Source organism: Acidovorax sp. ST3 (genome assembly GCF_003231145.1).
GTDB lineage: Bacteria > Pseudomonadota > Gammaproteobacteria > Burkholderiales > Burkholderiaceae_C > Acidovorax.
The window spans coordinates 476,337-493,858 of sequence record NZ_QKVP01000004.1; the positions used below are offsets into that span (position 1 = coordinate 476,337).

General features: G+C 67.4%; 16 protein-coding genes. 6 read left to right on the forward strand and 10 right to left on the reverse strand.

Translation table 11 applies throughout. From position 1 onward, the window contains the following. Nucleotides 1–31 precede the first annotated feature (31 nt). The 4 genes from tcuB to DNK89_RS14875 form a co-directional block, all read right to left on the reverse strand. Entirely contained in the window at nt 32–1,213 is a 1,182-nt protein-coding gene (gene tcuB / locus DNK89_RS14860; protein WP_110960720.1) for a tricarballylate utilization 4Fe-4S protein TcuB, read from the reverse strand. Then, a complete protein-coding gene (gene tcuA, locus DNK89_RS14865) occupies nt 1,200–2,666 on the reverse strand; it encodes an FAD-dependent tricarballylate dehydrogenase TcuA (RefSeq protein ID WP_110960721.1) in 1,467 nt (488 codons plus the stop codon). The genes tcuB and tcuA overlap by 14 nt, the downstream gene beginning before the upstream one ends. A 192-nt stretch (nt 2,667–2,858) precedes the next feature. Beyond that, a complete protein-coding gene (locus DNK89_RS14870; protein ID WP_110960722.1) occupies nt 2,859–3,842 on the reverse strand; it encodes a LysR substrate-binding domain-containing protein in 984 nt (327 codons plus the stop codon). Nucleotides 3,843–4,025: 183 nt separating this feature from the next. After that, complete coding sequence (locus DNK89_RS14875; RefSeq protein ID WP_110960723.1) at nt 4,026–4,853, reverse strand: IclR family transcriptional regulator; 828 nt, start codon at nt 4,851–4,853, stop codon at nt 4,026–4,028. Between the two features lie 104 nt (nt 4,854–4,957). Between DNK89_RS14875 and DNK89_RS14880 the strand changes: the two genes are divergently transcribed. The 4 genes from DNK89_RS14880 to DNK89_RS14895 all read left to right on the forward strand — a co-directional run bounded on the left by DNK89_RS14880 (nt 4,958) and on the right by DNK89_RS14895 (nt 9,309). Further along, complete coding sequence (locus DNK89_RS14880) at nt 4,958–5,989, forward strand: tripartite tricarboxylate transporter substrate binding protein (RefSeq protein ID WP_110960724.1); 1,032 nt, start codon at nt 4,958–4,960, stop codon at nt 5,987–5,989. 151 nt (nt 5,990–6,140) lie between these two features. Further along, nucleotides 6,141–7,667 (forward strand): class I adenylate-forming enzyme family protein, encoded by a 1,527-nt coding sequence (locus DNK89_RS14885; RefSeq protein ID WP_110960725.1) that lies wholly within the window; start codon nt 6,141–6,143, stop codon nt 7,665–7,667. A gap of 17 nt (nt 7,668–7,684) precedes the next feature. Further along, on the forward strand, nt 7,685–8,479 hold the full coding sequence (locus DNK89_RS14890) for a citryl-CoA lyase (protein ID WP_110960726.1): 795 nt from the start codon (nt 7,685–7,687) through the stop codon (nt 8,477–8,479). Then, on the forward strand, nt 8,476–9,309 hold the full coding sequence (locus DNK89_RS14895) for an SDR family NAD(P)-dependent oxidoreductase (RefSeq protein ID WP_110960727.1): 834 nt from the start codon (nt 8,476–8,478) through the stop codon (nt 9,307–9,309). The genes DNK89_RS14890 and DNK89_RS14895 overlap by 4 nt, the downstream gene beginning before the upstream one ends. Before the next feature lie 7 nt (nt 9,310–9,316). Here DNK89_RS14895 and DNK89_RS14900 read toward each other — a convergent pair whose 3' ends face one another. The 3 genes from DNK89_RS14900 to DNK89_RS24775 all read right to left on the reverse strand — a co-directional run bounded on the left by DNK89_RS14900 (nt 9,317) and on the right by DNK89_RS24775 (nt 12,635). Then, the gene (locus DNK89_RS14900) at nt 9,317–10,381 is read right to left on the reverse strand and encodes a porin (protein ID WP_110960728.1); all 1,065 of its coding nucleotides are present in this window, start codon (nt 10,379–10,381) and stop codon (nt 9,317–9,319) included. A gap of 85 nt (nt 10,382–10,466) precedes the next feature. After that, on the reverse strand, nt 10,467–11,465 hold the full coding sequence (locus DNK89_RS24770) for a tripartite tricarboxylate transporter substrate binding protein (protein ID WP_110960729.1): 999 nt from the start codon (nt 11,463–11,465) through the stop codon (nt 10,467–10,469). A gap of 78 nt (nt 11,466–11,543) precedes the next feature. Next, a complete protein-coding gene (locus tag DNK89_RS24775; protein WP_110960730.1) occupies nt 11,544–12,635 on the reverse strand; it encodes a 4-oxalomesaconate tautomerase in 1,092 nt (363 codons plus the stop codon). 189 nt (nt 12,636–12,824) lie between these two features. Between DNK89_RS24775 and DNK89_RS14915 the strand changes: the two genes are divergently transcribed. After that, entirely contained in the window at nt 12,825–13,766 is a 942-nt protein-coding gene (locus tag DNK89_RS14915; RefSeq protein ID WP_110960731.1) for a LysR family transcriptional regulator, read from the forward strand. Next, entirely contained in the window at nt 13,763–14,932 is a 1,170-nt protein-coding gene (gene mnmA / locus DNK89_RS14920; protein ID WP_110960732.1) for a tRNA 2-thiouridine(34) synthase MnmA, read from the forward strand. The genes DNK89_RS14915 and mnmA overlap by 4 nt, the downstream gene beginning before the upstream one ends. A gap of 136 nt (nt 14,933–15,068) precedes the next feature. On the opposite strand, the gene DNK89_RS14925 is transcribed toward mnmA, so the two are convergent. From DNK89_RS14925 to ssb, 3 genes are all read right to left on the reverse strand, one after another. Next, nucleotides 15,069–15,782, reverse strand: a complete 714-nt coding sequence (locus tag DNK89_RS14925; RefSeq protein WP_060986412.1) for a Bax inhibitor-1 family protein — start codon at nt 15,780–15,782, stop codon at nt 15,069–15,071. Between the two features lie 104 nt (nt 15,783–15,886). Further along, a complete protein-coding gene (locus DNK89_RS14930) occupies nt 15,887–16,465 on the reverse strand; it encodes a hypothetical protein (RefSeq protein WP_110960733.1) in 579 nt (192 codons plus the stop codon). A gap of 379 nt (nt 16,466–16,844) precedes the next feature. After that, nucleotides 16,845–17,399 carry a single-stranded DNA-binding protein gene (gene ssb / locus DNK89_RS14935; protein ID WP_015016327.1) on the reverse strand — a complete coding sequence of 185 codons (555 nt, stop codon included), beginning with the start codon at nt 17,397–17,399 and terminating at the stop codon, nt 16,845–16,847. Nucleotides 17,400–17,522 lie beyond the last annotated feature (123 nt).

A 17,522-nucleotide genomic window follows, 5' to 3' on the forward strand; every position in this document is an offset into this window, starting at 1 on the left:
TCTCCTTCATCGTGGATGGTGGGTGCGGGGATCAGTCGGCGCCGAGGCCGATGGGGTTGGGCTGGCGCTTCTCCACCGCATGGCGCAGCAGCGACGCGGTGCGGAAGATGCCGTGCGCAAACTTGCCGTAGGGCATGGTGGCAAACAGTGCCATCACGGCGCCCAGGTGCAGGCACAGCAGCAGCGGCAAGGCGGCAGTGCCGCGCGCGGCCCACAACGCCAGGCCGCTGGTGGCGGTGAGGAACAGCAGGGCGATGAAGGCGCGGTCCATGGGCTTTTGCGCGGCGTCGCCGTGCTCGGGGTGGCGGCGCAGGTTCAGCCGCCACAGGCCGGCGGTGCCCATCGCCAGGCTGATGCCGCCCACGCCGCCCAGCAGCTTCGGCAGGCTGGGTAGGTCGTACGGTGCGGGCGCGCCCAGCAGGTAGTGGTACAGCGTGGCTACGCTGGTGGCCGCAAAACACAGCATGAAGCCGTAGAACGTGAGGTGGTGCATGCGCCTGCGCGACAGGGTGTAAGCATCGTCCTCGTTGTGGCAGCCATCGCCGTGGCCGCCGTCAAGATACTTGAGGCGCAGCAACGCATCGGTGGCCTCGGCCGTGGCGGGGGCGCTCAGCGGCGCGCCGCTGGTGGCGGGCGTCACATCGCGCCAGAACCGGCGCACGCCCAGGCCCAGTGCCAGCACGGCAAACAGGAACACGGGTGCGAACAAGCCCACCAGCAGGTTGTGCGGGAAGATGCCGTAGAAGCCGCCCACGGGGGCCTGCCACAGCGCGGCAATGCCCTGGCCGTGCAGCGCAACGGCCAGCAGCAGGAACAGCGTGAGCCCTGCGACCAGCGCCAGCGCCAACGTGAGGCCGTTGCGCTGGTAGAGCTGGCCCAGTGCGGGCGGCCAGGCGTAGTCGGCATAGGTCTGGCCGCGCACCTGGGCCATGGCCTGCGGAATGTTCACCGCAAACTCGTGCGGCGGTGCGTACTGGCAGGCATGCAGGCAGGCGCCGCAGTTGTGGCACAGGTTGGCAATGAAGTGGATGTCGGCCTTGCCAAACTCCAGCCGCCGCGTCATGGCCGGGAACACCGCGCAAAAGCCTTCGCAGTAGCGGCAGGCGTTGCAGATCTGCAGCTGGCGCGCCACTTCGGTTTCGGGTGCAGACAGCACGATGTCGCCGTTCGCCAGCGCCCGGGCGTCGCGCGTCAGGGCCTCAAGCGTTTGCATGGTTTGCTCCTTGTTTTGTAGCGTTTGAGGCATGTTCGACTGGCGCTACCGGGCGTTTTGAGGCCAAAGCTGCCTGCGTGCCCGCAATGCGGCCAAACGCAGTGCCAATGCTCATGCCCACGCCGGCGGTGTAGCCCTTGCCCAGCACGTTGCCGGCCATCATTTCGCCGGCCACAAACAGGTTGGGGCTGGGCTGGTTGTTAAAGCGCACGGCGGCCGTGTCATCGGTGTGCAGGCCCAGGTACGTGAAGGTGACGCCAGGCTTGAGCGCATAGCCGTAGAACGGGCCGGTGTCGATGGGCCGGGCCCAGTGTGTCTTGGCGGGCGCCACGCCTTCGGTGTGGCAGTCGTCCAGCGTGGTGTGGTCGAACTGGCCCACGCGGCAGGCGGCGTTGTAGCCGGTCAGCGTGCGCATGAAGGTGTCCACGGGCAGGCCGAGCTTTTGGGCCAGCTCGGGCAAGGTGTCGGCCTGCACGCCCGGGAACACGGGCGGCATGAAGCGGCCAATGGCCTTGCTGTCGATGATGGAGTAGCCGATCTGCCCCGGCTGCTGCGCCACCAGGCGGCCCCAGATGGCGTAGCGCTTGGGCCAGAAGTCCTCGCCCTCGTCGTAGAAGCGCTCGCCGTTACGGTTGACCACCACGCCCAGCGACACGCAGTCGATGCGCGTGCAGATGCCGCCGTCGTACAGCGGCGCGCGCGCGTCGATGGCCACCATGTGCGCCTGCGTGGGGTCGCCAATGCGGTCGGCGGCGTGGTCGTCGAGCAGGTGCTTGAGCAGCACCCCCTTGTTGTAGGCCGTGCCGCGGATCAGGAAGTTGTCAGCCGGCCACTCGCCGCGCTCATTCTGTCCCCAGGCTTCGCGCAGCCACTCGCGGTTCGATTCAAAGCCGCCTGCGGCCAGCACGCAGCTCTTGGCGGCAATGCGCTCGCCGTTGGCCAGGTGGGCGGCGACGAAGCGGGGGCCCTCCATCTCGATGCGCTCCACGGGCGCTTCGTAGCGGATCTGCACGCCCAGCTGCTCCGCGCTGCGGTAATACGCATTGACCAGCGCCTTGCCGCCGCCCATGAAGAACGCGTTGGTGCGCGCCACATGCAGCGTGCCTGCCAGCGCGGGCTGGAAGTGCACACCGTGGCGGCGCATCCAGGGGCGGCAGGTGCTCGACGCGCGGATCACCAGGCGCGCCAGGTGTTCGTTGGTCAACCCGCCCGTCACCTTGAGCAGGTCTTGCCAGAATTCTTCCTCGGGGTAGGCATCGACCAGCACGTCCTGCGGCGCGTCGTGCATGCAGCGCAGGTTGCGCGTGTGAGCGGAGTTGCCGCCACGCCAGGCGCGCGGGGCCGATTCGAGCAGCAGCACGCTGGCGCCCGCCTCGCGCGCCATCAAGGCCGCGCACAGAGCGGCATTGCCGCCGCCGATGACCAGCACATCGACCACAGCATCGCCGCTCATGGCCGGTGGCTCCCGGCGGTGTGCTGCGAGCGGGGGAATGAAGAAGGGGGTGTGGGGCCCATGGGGTGTCTCCTGGCGTGGTCGCCGTGTCGTTCATCGGGGTGATGGCGACTGTAGGGAGACGCAGGCCCGCTGTGCAGCGGGTTCAGGTCATGGGGGTATCACGGATCGTGATAGCTGCGGCGTGGCCGCTCAGGCGCTGGTGTCTTGTCCGCCTATCCATGTCGTGCCAGACCACTGGCCGCTCGTCACCAATTCGCGCACGCAGTCCGCCAGCACCAGCCGTGCGGCCAGCGCGGCGGGCGAGAGTTCTTCGTCGGGCAGGCTGCACAGCAGGTTGACGCGGCGCGCGGGCGCGTCGGTGAGGCGCGCGCACTGAAAACGTTCTGACGCATCCGGGTAGCGGCCCATGGCGGCCCAGGGCTGCACGGTGGAGCCCAGGCCCGCGTCCACGGCGGCCATCACCATGGCGAGCGAGTCCACCTCCAGCACCACGTGTGGCGCCACGCGGTCGCGGGCAAAGGCCGTGTCCAGTGTGCTGCGCAGGCCGTGCGGGCCAGTGGGCAGGATCAGCGGCTCCTGCACCAGCTCGGCGACGGTGATGGTTTCCGGCAGCTGCCGGCCACAGGGGTTGCCAGGACCGCCGCGGGCGCAGATGAGGAACAGGTCCTCCTCCAGCAGTGGTGCCATGTCCCAGCGACGCGCGCCGGTGGCCTGCTGCGCCTGGTGCAGGCGGGTGTCGAACAGCACGGCCAGGTCCAGCTCTCGCGCATGCAGCATGGCCGTGAGGTGGCCCGACATGCTTTCCACCATGTGCAGCCGCACGTCGGGGTAGCGCGTGCGCATGGCCTGCATCAGCGGCAGGCCCAGCACGCCCGAGGTGGTGGGCGCCAGCCCCACGGTGACGGTGCCCGACAGCCGCGCCTGCTGCGCCGCGCGCACGGCCTGGTCGGCATGGCGCAGGGTGAGCTGCGCCTCGCGAAAGAACGCTAGCCCTGCCTCGGTGGGGGTCACGCCGCGCGGCGTGCGCTGCAGCAGGCGTGTGGCCAGCTCGCTCTCCAGCCGAGTGATCTGCTGGCTGAGCGCGGACTGCACCACGTCCAGGTCCAGCGCAGCGCGGCTCATGGAGCCTTGCTCCACCACGCGCACGAAATAGCGCAGTTGTCTCAGTTCCATGGGCGGGCCTCAGGGTGGCGGAAATGCAGGGGACGCATCGGTTTCAAGCCAAATTGCCATCTGGCGCTTGTCCACCCATCGCTGAAAGCTATCATTTTTGTAGTAATCGCTTCGGTGGTGTTCGGGTCGCCAGCAAGCGGGCATCGCCCGCTGGCAGCTTGCCAGAGTGTGCCGCAGCCCCGCTCAGATGCCATTGGGCAGGTGCGCCGCCAGCGCCTCGCGCATCCAGCGTGCGATCAGCTGCTGGCGCTCGCGCGGCATGCGGTCCACGGTCGATGCCACGCTGATCGCTGCCACGGGTTCGCCCGCCGCGTTGCGCACGGCCATGCCGGCCGCCAGCACGCCCTGCGTGGCATGGTTGCCCACCACCGACCAGCCGCGCTCGCGCGTGGCGCGCACGAGGATCTGCAGGCGCTCGGGCGTCATGCCGCCGTAGCGCGGCAGCTCCTGCGCGTTGGCATTGATGCAGGCCTGCATCTCGGCATCGGGCAGCGCGGCCAGCAGCGCCAGGCCCGCAGCGCCCACGCCCAGCGGCTGGCGCGTGCCCACCTGGATCACGAGCATCTGCACCGGGTGTGTGCCCACGTGCCGCGCGATGCAGTGCGACGTGGGCCCCTCGCGCACGATGGCGAAGGCAGCATCGCCGCATGCGTGGCTCACACGCTCCAGTACGGGCTTCAGGCGCATGGCCAGGTTGGGCTGGCCAGCAGGCTCGGCCGCAGCAGCCAGCCGGGGGCCTGCCACGTACCGGAAGCGGCCCCGTTGTGCGACGTAGCCGCTCTCCAGCAACGTGCTCAGCAGCCGGTAGATAGTGGCGCGCTCCAGCGCGGCTGCACGGCACAGGTCCACCACGCGCGCGCCATCGCGGCCGTGGGCCAGTACGGCGTCCAGCACCTGCAAACCCCGGCGCAGTGTGCGGCTGCCGGGGTCGTCGGCCGGTTCTGGCGCCGGTGGCTTGCGGACAATTTCGTCCGTCTGGCGGACGTTTGAATTCGCAGGTCGGGAGGGCATGGGAAAGAATTTGTTCGTCAACGCAACCACCGCGCAGTGTGCCGCAGAGCACGCGGCGGGGCGCCAAGACCGCATTTTTCCAAGAACCATCGGAGACAAGCACCATGAGCCAACACACCCCCGCCGCGCTGGGCCAGCGCACTGTTTCGCCATCCCTGCCGCGCCGCGCCGTGCTGGCGCTGGCAGCCACCCTGGCCTGCGGCGCCGCCTTGCCGCTGCATGCCCAGACCCATGCCTCGGGCTGGCCCACCAAACCGGTCAAGCTGGTCGTCGGATATGCGGCGGGCGGCGCCACGGACGTGATCGCGCGCCTGGTGGCCGTGAAGCTCGGCGACCAGCTGGGCCAGCCCGTGGTGGTGGACAACCGCGCCGGCGCCAACAGCAACGTGGGCGCCGAGGCCGTGGCGCGCGCGCCGGCCGATGGCTACACGCTGTACGTCTTCACCATCGCCAACACCATCAACGCCACGCTGTACCCCAAGCTGGGCTATGACCCGGTCAAGGACTTCGAGCCCATCGGCATGATCGCCAAGATCCCGAACATCCTGGTGGTCAACCCCAAGCTGCCCATCAAGAACCTGGCCGACTACGTGCGCTACGCCAAGGAGTCCAAGGACGGCATCACGTTTGCCTCCTCGGGCAGCGGCTCGTCCATCCACCTCTCGGGCGAGATGTTCAAGATGCAGTCCAAGCTCAAGATGCTGCATGTGCCTTACCGGGGCAGCGCGCCCGCGGTCACCGACCTGCTGGGCGGCCAGGTGGATTCGATGTTCGACAACACCCCGTCGGCCCTGCCGCATGTGCAGGCGGGCAAGCTGCGCGCCATTGCCATCACCAGTGCCCAGCGCTCGCCCCTGCTGCCGGATGTGCCCACACTGGCCGAGTCGGGCTATGCGGGGTTTGACGTGCAGTCGTGGTTTGGCTTGGCCGCACCGGCGGGCACGCCGCGCGCCGTGATCGAGCAGGTCAACACCGCATTGAACAAGGTGCTGGCCCAGCCCGAGGTGCGCACGCGCCTGCAGGAGCTGGCTGCCACGCCCGACGGCGGAACCCCCGACAAGATGCGCCAGTTCGCCGCCGCCGAGATCAAGCGCTGGCGTGAGGTAGTGAAAGAGTCCGGCGCATCGGCCGAGTAAACGGCGGGAAAAGCCCTCCTGGCGTCGTTGTTCCGTCTTGTCGTACTGCCCGTACTGCCTGCGACGGAACGCCTAGCCAGGACCGCTGCGCTGGGCTTTGCCCACCGTTTGCACTCCTTTTGAAGGCAACCCAGGAAACCCTGTTCTCACCATGTTCCCCATCGACTTCTTCTGGCGGGCTGCCCAGCGCTGGCCCGACCGCATTGCCATCGACGCGCCCGAGGGCGCCGTCCGCTACGACGCCCTGGCCGCCCGCGTGGCCGCGCTCGCGGCGGGCTTCACCGCCATTGACCCCACCCCTCAAAGCCGCGTGGGCATTTGCGCGGGCAACAGCGCCGACCACATCGCCGCGCTGCTGGCCGTGCTGGCCTGCGGCAAGGTGTGGGTACCGCTCAACCCCAAGAGCACGCGGCCCGAGATCCGCCGCATCATCGACGCGACCGAGCCCACCCTGCTGGTGCTGGATGTCGCATGCACCGACCTGCTGGAAGGCGCACCCGGCGCCCGCGTGCTGACCGGCGCGCAGGCCGCCGAGGGCGCCGCCACCCTGGCCAGCTGGGCCGCTGCGCACGCTGGCGCCCCCCGCCCGCAGCTGGACCTGCCGGACGACGCCACCCAGGCCATCAAGTTCACCGGCGGCACCACGGGTGCACCCAAGGGCGTGATGCAGCCCTACCGCGCGTGGATGGCCAACATCACCAACCAGATCCACGCCTGGGGCTTTGACGAGCACGAGCGCTACATCGTGGCCGCGCCCATCACGCACGGCACCTCCACGTACATCCTGCCTATCCTGGCGCAGGGTGGCTGCCACGTGGTGCTGGCCGGCGCGGGCGCCGATGCGGTGCGAACGGCCTTCCGCGAGCGCGGCGGCACCGTGTGCTTCATGCCGCCCACGCTGGTCTACATGCTGATGGCGCTGCCCGGCGCGTCGCGCGCGGACTTTCCGCGCCTGCGCCGGCTCATCTACGGCGGTGCCCCTATGCCGCCCGACAAGATCCGCCAGGTGCGCGACTTCTTTGGCCCGGTGCTGGGCACGACCTACGGCCAGACCGAGGCGCCGCAGATCCTCACCGTGCTGTGCCCCGAGGACTTCGAGGACGAGCGCAACCTGGCCTCGGTGGGCCGCACCACCTGGTTCAGCGACGTGGCCATCATGGCGCCCGATGGCCGCCTGCTGCCCCCGGGCGAAGTGGGCGAAGTCGTGGCGCGCGGCGACCTGCTCATGACCGGCTACTGGCGCCTGCCCGAGAAGACGGCCGAGACCCTGGTGAACGGCTGGCTGCACACCGGCGACCGGGGCTTGATTGACGAGCGGGGGTTTCTCTACCTCAAGGACAGGCTCAAGGACATGGTGATCACCGGCGGTTTCAACGTCTACCCCGTGGACGTAGAGAACGCGCTGGGCCAGCACCCTGCGGTGCACGAATGCACCGTGTTCGGTTTGCCCGACGACAAATGGGGCGAGACCGTGCAGGCCGCCGTGCAACTGCGCGCCGGCGAGCTGGCCACGGAAGCCGAGCTGATCGCCTTTGTGCGCGAGCGCCTGGGCCCGGTGCAGACGCCCAAGCGCATCCACTTTCACGAAAGCCTGCCGCGCTCGCCCGTGGGCAAGGTGCTCAAGTCTGCCGTGCGCGATGCGGCCCTGGCTGCCCTGGCTGGTACGGCCACTGCCTGAACGAAGGAACCCATCTCATGACCCAAACTGCTTCCAAGACCCCCGTCACCCGCCTGTGCACCCACACCCTCACCAGCCTGCATTACCGCGATGCGAATCTGGTGGAGGACCTGATGGGAAAGAAGACCTTCACCGAGGTGATGCTGATGCAGATCCTGGGCCGCGCGCCGCGCGGTGTGGACCTGCGCATCACCGACGTGGTGCTCATCGTGCTCATGGAGCACGGCCTCACGCCCAGCGCCATTGCCACGCGGCTGATCTACATGAGCGCGCCCGAGAACCTGCAGGGCGCCGTCTCGGCCGGCCTGCTGGCCGTGGGCAGCTCCTTCGTGGGCACCATGGAGAACTGCTCGGGCCTGCTCGACCGCATCGCAGCGGCGCAAGACCCTGAGGCGGAGGCGCTGGCCATCGCGCGCCACTACAAGGGCCTCAAATCCCCCGTGCCCGGCTTTGGCCACCACCTGCACAAACCGGTAGACCCGCGCGCCTACAAGCTGCTGGAGATGGGTCGCGCCGAGCCGGAGCTGCAGGGCGACAAAATCCGTGCGCTGGAGACGCTGTCCAAGGCCGTCGACGAGGTCGCAGGCCGCCCCATCACCATCAACGCCACCGGCGCGGTGGCCGCGCTGCTGGGCGAGATCGGCGTGCCCACGGCCGTGATGCGCGGCTTTGCCGTGATCTCGCGCGCGGCCGGGCTGGTGGCGCACATCGTGGAAGAACAGCAAAGCCCCTCGGGCCGCTTCATCTGGGACACGGTGGAGCACGCCATACCCTTCGTCGGCGGCAGTGCCGGCCAGGGCACGGACGCATGAGCGCGCAGCCAGGCCATCCTCCCGCCCTGCCGCTCGATTTGTCGGGCCGCGTGGTGTTTGTGGCCGGGGGCGGTTCTGCCGGCCCGGGCTGGAGCATTGGGCGCGCCGCCTGCGTGACCTACGCGCGCCTGGGCGCGAGCGTGTGTGTGGCGGACCGGGACGCAGCCTCGGCCGAAGAAACCACGGCGCTCATCGAGGCCGAAGGTGGCACGGCCGCCACGCTGGTGGGTGACGTGGCGGACGCCGCCGATGTGCAGCGTCTGTTTGCCGAGGCGCGCGAGCGCTTTGGCGGCGCCATCGACGTGCTGCACCACAACGTGGGCATCGGCAAAACCGGCGGCCCACTGGAGACGAGCACCGAAGACTTCGACCGCATCCATTCCGTCAACGTGAACAGCCTGCTGCTGGCCTGCCAGCAGGTGCTGCCGGGCATGGTGGAGCGGGGCCGGGGTTCCATCATCACCATCTCGTCCATCGCGGGCATGCGCTACCTGGGCTACCCACACCTGGCCTATGGCGTGACCAAGGCGGCCGTCACCCACTTCACGCGCATGGTGGCGCAGCAGTACGCGGGCCAGGGCGTGCGCGCCAACACCGTGGTGCCGGGGCTGATCGACACGCCGCGCATTGCCACCACGGTGGCGAAGATGTTCTCGGACACCAGTCTCGACGAGGCCCGCGCCGCGCGCGCCCGCCAGGTGCCCATGGGTCGCATGGGCACGGCGTGGGACGTGGCCCATGCCTGCGCCTTCCTCGCCAGCGATGCGGCTGCTTATGTGACCGGCACCGAGCTGGTGGTGGACGGGGGCATCACCGGCAAGTTTGTTTAAGCCTTGCTCAGAACGTGTGCACCACGCCGGCGGAGATGCCGGTGGCCGTGGCCTTGTTGGCTGCACCTTGGAAGCCGTTGCGCCAGCGGGTGTTGTCCAGCTCGGCATACACCTTGGTGCGGCGCGAGAGCTTGTATTCGGCAAACGCCACCAGGCGGCCGTAGCCGTCGTCGGCCGCACCGGTGCGCGAGCGGTCCACCTTGTAGTAGGCCGCCGTCAGGTCCACCCACGGCGTGGCAGTCCAGGTGCCGCCGGCGGACAACACGCGCTGCACGGTGAAGCGGCCCGCGGCTGTCTCGGCCTTGTTGCGGCCTGCGTTGGCGGCCAGGCGCACGCTGCCCCATTGGTAAGACGCGCCCAGCGTGGTGCCGTCGAGTGATCGCTTGTTGGCGTCGTTGAAGCTCTGGTAGGCGCCGGACACCACAAAGCCGTCCGCAGCCCAGGCCAGGCCCACGCCGTGTGACGACAAGGCCGAAGCCTGCGATGCGACTTCGCCCAGGCCCCACATGGCACGCGCCGTGAAGCCGCCGAAGCGGCCCGTGTACTTCAGTGAATTGTCCAGCCGGTACGAGCCCGAATTGGCGCCTGCGCTGCCGTACTCGATGCCCAGGCCATGCTGGCTCAGCGCGGTCACGCCGATGTTGGGGTTGAAGCTGGCAAAGCGCATGGCCAGTGGGTCCACAGGCGATATGGCGTCGGCCAGCGTGGTGGTCTGGCGGCCCAGGGCCAGCGTGCCCCAGCCACCCTGCAGTCCCACCCAGGATGCGCGGTCGAAGTATTTGGAGGCGTTGGCCGGTGCACCCGTGTCGGCGTTGAGGCCGCTCTCCAGGTTGAACAGTGCCTTGGCGCCGCCACCCAGGTCTTCGCTGCCCCGCAGGCCCCAGCGACTGGTCGTGTGAATGCCGCTGCCCAGGCTGCGGCTGGAGCCGGCGGCAGGCGCGTTGGATGCGGTGAGGCCGCTGCCGTTGCGCAGGCCCAGGTCCACCACGCCGTACAGCGTGACGTTGGCGCTTTGCGCAATGGCGCATTGGCCGGCCAGCGCGGCACAGACCGCTGCGATGGTTGTTTTCATGTGTGTCTCCTCTTGTTGAAATACGGGTACACCGCGCCCTGCAGGGGGGCGTCCCTTTGCCTCCCCGAGCCTTCTTCGCAAGGGCTCAATCGGGTGTGAGCTGGGCCTTGACCACCACACCCTTCCACTTGGCGAGCTCCTGCTTCACCGTCAGGGCCAGTTGTTCGGGCGTGCTGGTGTCCACCACCGCGCCTTGTTCCTCGATGCGGCGCACCACGTCCTTGTCGGCCAGTGCGGTGTTCAAGGTCTTGTTGAGCAGGTCGATCACCGGGCGGGGTGTCTTGCCGGGTGCGAACAGGGCATACCACTGGGTGATCTCCACCCCCTTGATGCCGGCCTCCTCCAGCGTGGGCACATCGGGCAGCAGGGATGAGCGCTTGGGCCCGGCCAGCGCCAGGGCGCGCAGTTTGCCGCCCTTCACGTGCGGGTAGGCGGAAAACAGGCTGGGAAACATCACCTGCGTCTGCCCGGCCATGGTGTCGTTCATCGCGGGCGCTGCGCCCCGGTAGGGCACATGGGCCATCTGGGCGCCGCTTTCGAGTTTGAAAATTTCCGCCGAGAAGTGTGGGGCTGTGCCGTTGCCGGCCGATGCGTAGTTGAAGTCGTGGGGCTTGGCCTTGGTCAGCGCCACCAGCTCGCTCACCGTCTTGGCGGGCACCTTGGGGTTCACCACCATCAGCGTGGGCGAGTAGCTCACCATGCCGATGGGCTCGAACTGCGTGATGGGGTCGTAGCGCAGCTTCTGCAGTGCGGGGCTCATGCCGTGGGTGCCGATGTAGCCGAACAAGATGGTGTGCCCGTCGGGTGCCGCGCGGGCCACGTATTCGGCAGCAATCGCGCCATTGGCCCCGGCCTTGTTCTCCACGATGACCTGCTGGCCCAGCAGGGTGGAGAGCTTGATGGCCACCACGCGCGCCATGCCGTCGTTGCCACCCCCCGCGGCGGTGGGCACGACCAGCGTGATGGGCTTGTCGGGATAGGCCGCATGGGCGGTGCCGGCGGTCCAGAAGGCGCTGGACGCGAGCGCCAGCGCAGCCGTGGCCAGCGCCGTGCGGCGCGTGGTGGAGTGAATGGAACGGGTCATGGTGTGTCTCCTGTCGTAATGGTTGGAATCGTTGAAGTAGTGAGAAGGACGCTGCGCAAGCGGCGCCCTGAAGAGCACTTAGTGCGCCGTAGCGCTTTCTGGAACGAACAGCGTGCCTTCCAGAATTTTTCGGGCGGTGCGCACCAGCGCGGCCTGCACCAGCTTGAACTGGCCATCCACCTCGCTGAGTTCCACCTCGACCTGGATGCGGCCTGCCGGGTGTTGCACCTCCACGCGGCGCAGTCCGGCGGTGGGCGCATGCCGATCGTCGGTGGCCACCGTGCCCGGCAGTACCGAGGCCGCCGCCACGCCAATCGCGCCCGTCACCGCATGCGAGCGGTGGCACTGGTGGGGGGTGAAGTAGCGTGACACCACGCTGCCCGGCGATGTGCCCGGCGACACAATCACCGGCTTGGGCAGCACGCTGTGCGTCACATCGCCCATGCCCATGCGCTGACCGGCTTCGAGGCGCACGGCCTCCAGGCGGGCGAGCAAGGCGGTGTTGGCGTCCAGCTCGGCGGGTGTCTCGTCGCCGCGCAGGCCCAGGTCGGCGGCGCGCACCAGCACCATCACTTGCGCTGCGTCGATGCAGGTGACCTGCAGGCCCTGGATGGTGTCGATGCGCTGGCCGGTGGGAAAGATCTGCCCGGTGACGGCGCCCCAGGCGTCCAGGAAGTTCATCAGCACGGGGGCTGCCGTGCCCTGCACGCCGTCGATGCGCACATCGCCGTCGTAGTGCACCTGGCCGCCCGCTGTGCACACCTGCACATCGATGCGGGAGCGGGTGTTCACGTTGTAGACCCGCACCGTGGTGGTCTGGCCTTCGCGGTCTGCGGGGACTAGCCCTTGCTCGATGGCGAAGGGCCCCACACCGGCCAGCATGTTGCCGCAGTTGGGGCGGGTGTCCACGCGGGCCTCCTGCACGCTGACCTGGGCAAACAGGTAGTCCACATCGCAGTCGGGCTGCGTGGAGCGCGAGACGATGGCGACCTTGCTGGTCAGCGAGTTGCCGCCGCCCAGGCCGTCGATCTGCAGCTCGTGCGGCGATCCCAGGGCTGCAATCAGCGTGCGGTCGCGGGCCTCAGAGTCGCGCGGCAGCCAGTCGGCTAGGAAGAACGGCCCCCGGGAAGTGCCGCCACGCATCAGAACGCAAGGAATGTTGGTGCTCATGGGTCGGCATGGTGCTGCGCCGTCGATGATCTGTGAATTGCATTGTTGGTAACGATTGATGCATGCTGTGCAATAGGCTGTAGCGGCTTGTACATGCTCCAATCTCGGCCGTGAATTGCAATGTTCTGATCGTTTGATGCACAGCATGCAACGCTGCCAACACCCTGAAGCGCACACGAAGGACGCCCGATGAACAACAAATTCGACCTTGCCGACATCCAGGCTTTTGCGACGGTGGCCGAGCTGCAGAGCTTTCGTGCGGCGGCCGAGGCCATCCACCTGTCCCAGCCCGCGTTCAGCCGCCGCATCGACAAGCTCGAAGAGGCGCTGGGTGTGCGCCTGCTCGACCGCACCACGCGCCGCGTCACGCTCACGGCCGTGGGGCGCGACTTTGCGCGCAAGACCCGCGTGTGGCTGGACGACCTGGACGGCATGCTCATGGGCCTGGGCGATGTGGCCGCGCGGCGCATGGGCGAGGTGACGATTGCCTGCGTGCCCTCGGCCGTGTATTACTTTCTGCCGCAGGTGGTCAAGCGCTACCACGAGCGGTTTCCGAAGATCCGCGTGAAGGTGCACGACGCCAGCGCCAACGAGGTGCTGGTGGCCGTGGCGCAGGGCGATGCGGACTTTGGCCTGAACTTCATCGGCAGCCAGGAGGCCGAGATCGAGTTCAAGCCCGTGCTGGCCGAGCGTTTTGTGGCTGCGTGCCGGCGCGACCATGTGCTGGCGCGCCGCAAGAAGGTGAGCTGGGCGGAGCTGGGCCAGCACGACTTCATGTCGGTGGGCAAGACGTCGGGCAACCGCCTGCTGATGGACCTGGCGCTGGCCAATGTGCCCGACCGGCCCCAGTGCCTGTACGAGGCCAAGCACGTGACCACGCTGCTGGGCCTGGTGGAGGCGGGCCTGGGCGTGGCGGCCGTGCCCAGCCTGGCCATGCCGGGCAAGGACCACCCCACGCTGGTCAGCATCCCGCTCGTGGAGCCTATCGTCACGCGGCAGATGGGGCTGATCAAGCGCCGGGGCAAAACCCTGTCGCCCGCCGCGCAGCAGCTGTATGACCTGCTGGTGGCTACGCGTTCTGCGCGCCCGCGCAGTGCCCCGTCGGCATCAAAAATACAATCGGGGCAATGACTTCCCCTACCAAACAGCGCGTTGTCGTCGGCCTTTCCGGCGGCGTGGACTCGGCCGTGACCGCCTACCTGCTCAAAAAGCAGGGCCATGAGGTGGTCGGCATCTTCATGAAAAACTGGGAAGACGATGACGACAGCGAGTACTGCTCGTCCAACATCGACTTTGTGGACGCAGCCGCTGTGGCCGATGTCATCGGCATCGAGATCGAGCACGTCAACTTCGCGGCCGACTACAAGGACCGCGTGTTCGCCGAGTTCCTGCGCGAGTATCAGGCCGGCCGCACGCCCAACCCTGACGTGCTGTGCAATGCCGAGATCAAGTTCAAGGCCTTCCTGGACCATGCCATGCGCCTGGGGGCTGAGAAGATCGCCACGGGCCACTATGCGCGCGTGCGCCACAACCCGGCCACGGGCCTGCACGAGCTGCTCAAGGGGCTGGACCCGAGCAAGGACCAGAGCTACTTTCTGCACCGCCTGAACCAGGCGCAGCTGTCCAAGACGCTGTTCCCTGTGGGTGAGCTGCACAAGACCGAGGTGCGCCGCATCGCCGAAGAGATCGGCCTGCCCAATGCCAAGAAGAAGGATTCCACCGGCATCTGCTTCATTGGTGAGCGGCCCTTCCGCGAGTTTTTGAACCGCTACATCAGCCATGCGCCCGGCCCCATCCTGGACGACCGAGGGCGTAAGCTGGGTCAGCATGTGGGTCTGAGCTTCTACACCCTGGGCCAACGCCAGGGTCTGGGCATTGGCGGCGTGAAAGAAAAGGGCGCGCAGCGCGGTGGTGGCGCGCACGAGCCCTGGTTCGTGGCCCGCAAGGACCTGGAGAAGAACACGCTGCGCGTGGTGCAGGGGCATGACCACCCCTGGCTGCTATCGCACCGCTTGGTGGCGCAGGACGTGAGCTGGTGCGCTGGCCAGGCCCCGGCGCCTGGCACCTATGCTGCCAAGACGCGCTACCGCCAGCAGGACGCCGCGTGCGCGCTGGAGGCTGTGCCCGACGGCTTTGCGCTGCAGTTCCCGGACGCCCAGTGGGCCGTGACGCCGGGGCAGAGCGCGGTGCTGTACGACGGCGATGTCTGCCTGGGCGGTGGCGTGATTGCTGCCGTGGAAGGGCTGCCGCAGCCCACCGGCAATGCGCCTGCTGTGCAGCCGGCCATGGTTCGTTGATACTTCAAAATTGATAGCTGCTAGGCCAATAAAGACTAGCGCTTGCGCCTGATTTCTCTCGAAATCCATTCTCCAAAAGCAAAAAAGCCGGGGCGGTGACCGCTCCGGCTTTCTTGTTGGGCAGTGCCCCGGCGTGTCAGTCGTCGTTCATGGCCAGGCTGATCAGGATGCGCAGCACGTACCAGAGCATGAGCGCGATCGATGCGAACAGGTGCAGCGCTGCACCGGCGGGGCGGTCTGCAGGGTAGTCGTGGATGATGCGCGAGGTGTCGTACAGCACGCAGGCGCCCGCAAACAGCACCATGAGCCCGGAGAACCAGATGCCCAGCTTGAAGCCGAAGATGGCGCCCGCAACGATGGTGCCCAGTGCCACCAGGCCCGCCACCTTCAGGATGCCGCCCAGGAACGAAAAATCGGTCTTGCTGCTGAACGCCGTCCATGTGAGCGCTGCCACCAGCAGCAGCGTGATGAAGGCGGCAGCGCCGATGGCGCCGGGCACCAAAAGCTGGGCAATGCCGAACATCGGGGCAAAGATGAGCCCTTCTGCCAGCACATAGAGGCCCAGGCCCATCAGCTGCGTCTGGGGATTGTCCGAGTTGTCGGCCAGGTGCGATGCCAGCCAGCCCACGAGCATGAAGGCGCCCATGACACCCAGCCACAAGAATTTGCTGCCGCTGGCCATGAGCATCTTGGCGGCGGTGGTGGACAGTCCGCTCACCATCAGCACTGCCGACAGCACGACAAAGGCCAGAATGGCTACGCCCAGGTGCTTGTAGGTGGAGACGATGAAATCGCGCCGCTCCATCGGAGCGCCTGCTGGGGTTTGTGGTGACAGTGCGTTGGGGTTCATGGTGTGGTCCTCCGTAGTGAGCGCAGGTCTGCGCAAACGATGGGAGGAGCGCGCCCCGGGCGCTGCCCCTCCCTCCCTCTCTCTTTTTTTATGGGGTATGGCCGTCAGGCGGCGGCCAGTTGCTGTGCGTTATCGGCGGCGCGCAGCTTGCGGTTGGACCACACGCCGGCAGCCCCTACCAGGGTCAGAAGGATGGCGAAGATCCAGGTGCCTGCGCCGCTGAAGGATTGCGCGGAGGAGGTGGCTTCGGCCTGCAGGCGCTGTTTGGTGGTCTCGTAGCTGATGACGGTTGCGCCACCGGCAGCCGAGACTTCATAGACCAGGTCATGGTCGCTGCCGTCCACCAAAGCGGTCACTTTTTCATCAATCAGGTTGCCCACCAACTGCTGCGGCGTGCTGTAGTCAATGCGCAGCTTGCGTGCCTCGGCGCCTGCGGTGTCGGGCTGGACCGTGATTTCGTAGTATTTCTTGGTCGCGCGGCGCTTGCGCTTGACGGTGACTTCAGAGGCCTGCGTCACCGTGCCGGACACGGTTTGCAGGCTTTCGCGTGCCACATAGGCGTGGCCGTCTTCCGCCTTCCAGCCGCTGTACACCGACAGTGCGATCAGCCCGGGGCCAGCCAGTAGCAGCAGCCACGCATAGCCAGTGACAAATATCAAAATCTTGCGCACGAACCCAGGCATCACGACCCTCTCTCTCTTTGGAATATTGGTTTTTGGTAATTGCTGGCCGCCGGGCTTTGCACCTCTTTGGCGCGCCAGGCAGCGATGATCTTTGATATTTCCGTATCGGATGTAAGGAATTGTTGGTGTGTGGCGCCTGCACCGAACTGGACAAAACTGAGAAGCGGCGTGCGCCAGCGCCGTTGTAAAAGTCACCACCCCCAGGCGCTGGTTAGCCTTGGTAAGTTGGGTTGACTCCAGCACCTCTTGTTGCGAGTTGCTACGTTTTGACGCCCACAGGCGACGGTTTCTAGGGGGTTACCGGTGCGTGGCGCACAGGCAAAAAAAAGCCCGCACCTTGCGGATGCGGGCTTTGGATTGAATCCGGTGCCGGAGGCTGTCAGAACGGGATGTCGTCGTCCATGTCGTCGAAGCCGGAGGCCGCGCGCGGTGCCTGTGCCACAGGGGCGGGCGCCGGGCGCTGTGCGGGGGCGGCCATGGGGCGCGGCGCGGGTGCGGCACGGCGCGGGGCCTGGTCGTAGCCGCCCTGGTCGCCACCGTAACCGTCGTCGTATCCGCCACCTTGTTGTCCGCCGCCCTGGCCGCCACCGCCCATGCCCTGGCGGCTGCCCAGCATCTGCATCTGGTCGGCGCGGATTTCGGTGCTGTACTTTTCGACGCCGCTCTGGTCGGTCCACTTGCGGGTGCGCAGGCTGCCTTCCACATACACCTGCGAACCTTTGCGCAGGTACTGGCCGGCGATTTCTGCCAAGCGGCCGTTGAAGACCACGCGGTGCCACTCGGTGGCTTCCTTCATTTCGCCGGTCTGCTTGTCTTTCCACTTGTCGGTGGTGGCAATCGTCACGTTGGCCACCTGGTCGCCACTGGGGAAGGTGCGCATTTCAGGGTCGCGGCCCAGGTTGCCGACGATGATGACTTTGTTTACGGATGCCATGGTGCTGTCTATGCCTTTAAGGGAGGAAAGCGCCGGATTTGGAGAGAGATTCCAGGCGCCAAACGCGTCATTGTGCCGCAACCCCGGGGGCAATGGCAGTCCGTGCGGGACGGCAGGGTCTGC

Excerpts from the sequence above, each read along its gene's own strand:
- ssb (WP_015016327.1), bottom strand. The coding sequence starts at position 17,399 with ATGGCATCCGTAAACAAAGTCATCATCGTCGGCAACCTGGGCCGCGAC.
- DNK89_RS14890 (WP_110960726.1), top strand. The coding sequence starts at position 7,685 with ATGACCCAAACTGCTTCCAAGACCCCCGTCACCCGCCTGTGCACCCAC.
- DNK89_RS14875 (WP_110960723.1), bottom strand. The coding sequence starts at position 4,853 with ATGCCCTCCCGACCTGCGAATTCAAACGTCCGCCAGACGGACGAAATT.
- mnmA (WP_110960732.1), top strand. The coding sequence starts at position 13,763 with ATGACTTCCCCTACCAAACAGCGCGTTGTCGTCGGCCTTTCCGGCGGC.
- DNK89_RS14895 (WP_110960727.1), top strand. The coding sequence starts at position 8,476 with ATGAGCGCGCAGCCAGGCCATCCTCCCGCCCTGCCGCTCGATTTGTCG.
- tcuB (WP_110960720.1), bottom strand. The coding sequence starts at position 1,213 with ATGCAAACGCTTGAGGCCCTGACGCGCGACGCCCGGGCGCTGGCGAAC.
- DNK89_RS14885 (WP_110960725.1), top strand. The coding sequence starts at position 6,141 with ATGTTCCCCATCGACTTCTTCTGGCGGGCTGCCCAGCGCTGGCCCGAC.
- DNK89_RS24770 (WP_110960729.1), bottom strand. The coding sequence starts at position 11,465 with ATGACCCGTTCCATTCACTCCACCACGCGCCGCACGGCGCTGGCCACG.
- DNK89_RS24775 (WP_110960730.1), bottom strand. The coding sequence starts at position 12,635 with ATGAGCACCAACATTCCTTGCGTTCTGATGCGTGGCGGCACTTCCCGG.
- DNK89_RS14925 (WP_060986412.1), bottom strand. The coding sequence starts at position 15,782 with ATGAACCCCAACGCACTGTCACCACAAACCCCAGCAGGCGCTCCGATG.
- DNK89_RS14915 (WP_110960731.1), top strand. The coding sequence starts at position 12,825 with ATGAACAACAAATTCGACCTTGCCGACATCCAGGCTTTTGCGACGGTG.
- DNK89_RS14870 (WP_110960722.1), bottom strand. The coding sequence starts at position 3,842 with ATGGAACTGAGACAACTGCGCTATTTCGTGCGCGTGGTGGAGCAAGGC.
- DNK89_RS14930 (WP_110960733.1), bottom strand. The coding sequence starts at position 16,465 with ATGCCTGGGTTCGTGCGCAAGATTTTGATATTTGTCACTGGCTATGCG.
- DNK89_RS14900 (WP_110960728.1), bottom strand. The coding sequence starts at position 10,381 with ATGAAAACAACCATCGCAGCGGTCTGTGCCGCGCTGGCCGGCCAATGC.
- DNK89_RS14880 (WP_110960724.1), top strand. The coding sequence starts at position 4,958 with ATGAGCCAACACACCCCCGCCGCGCTGGGCCAGCGCACTGTTTCGCCA.
- tcuA (WP_110960721.1), bottom strand. The coding sequence starts at position 2,666 with ATGAGCGGCGATGCTGTGGTCGATGTGCTGGTCATCGGCGGCGGCAAT.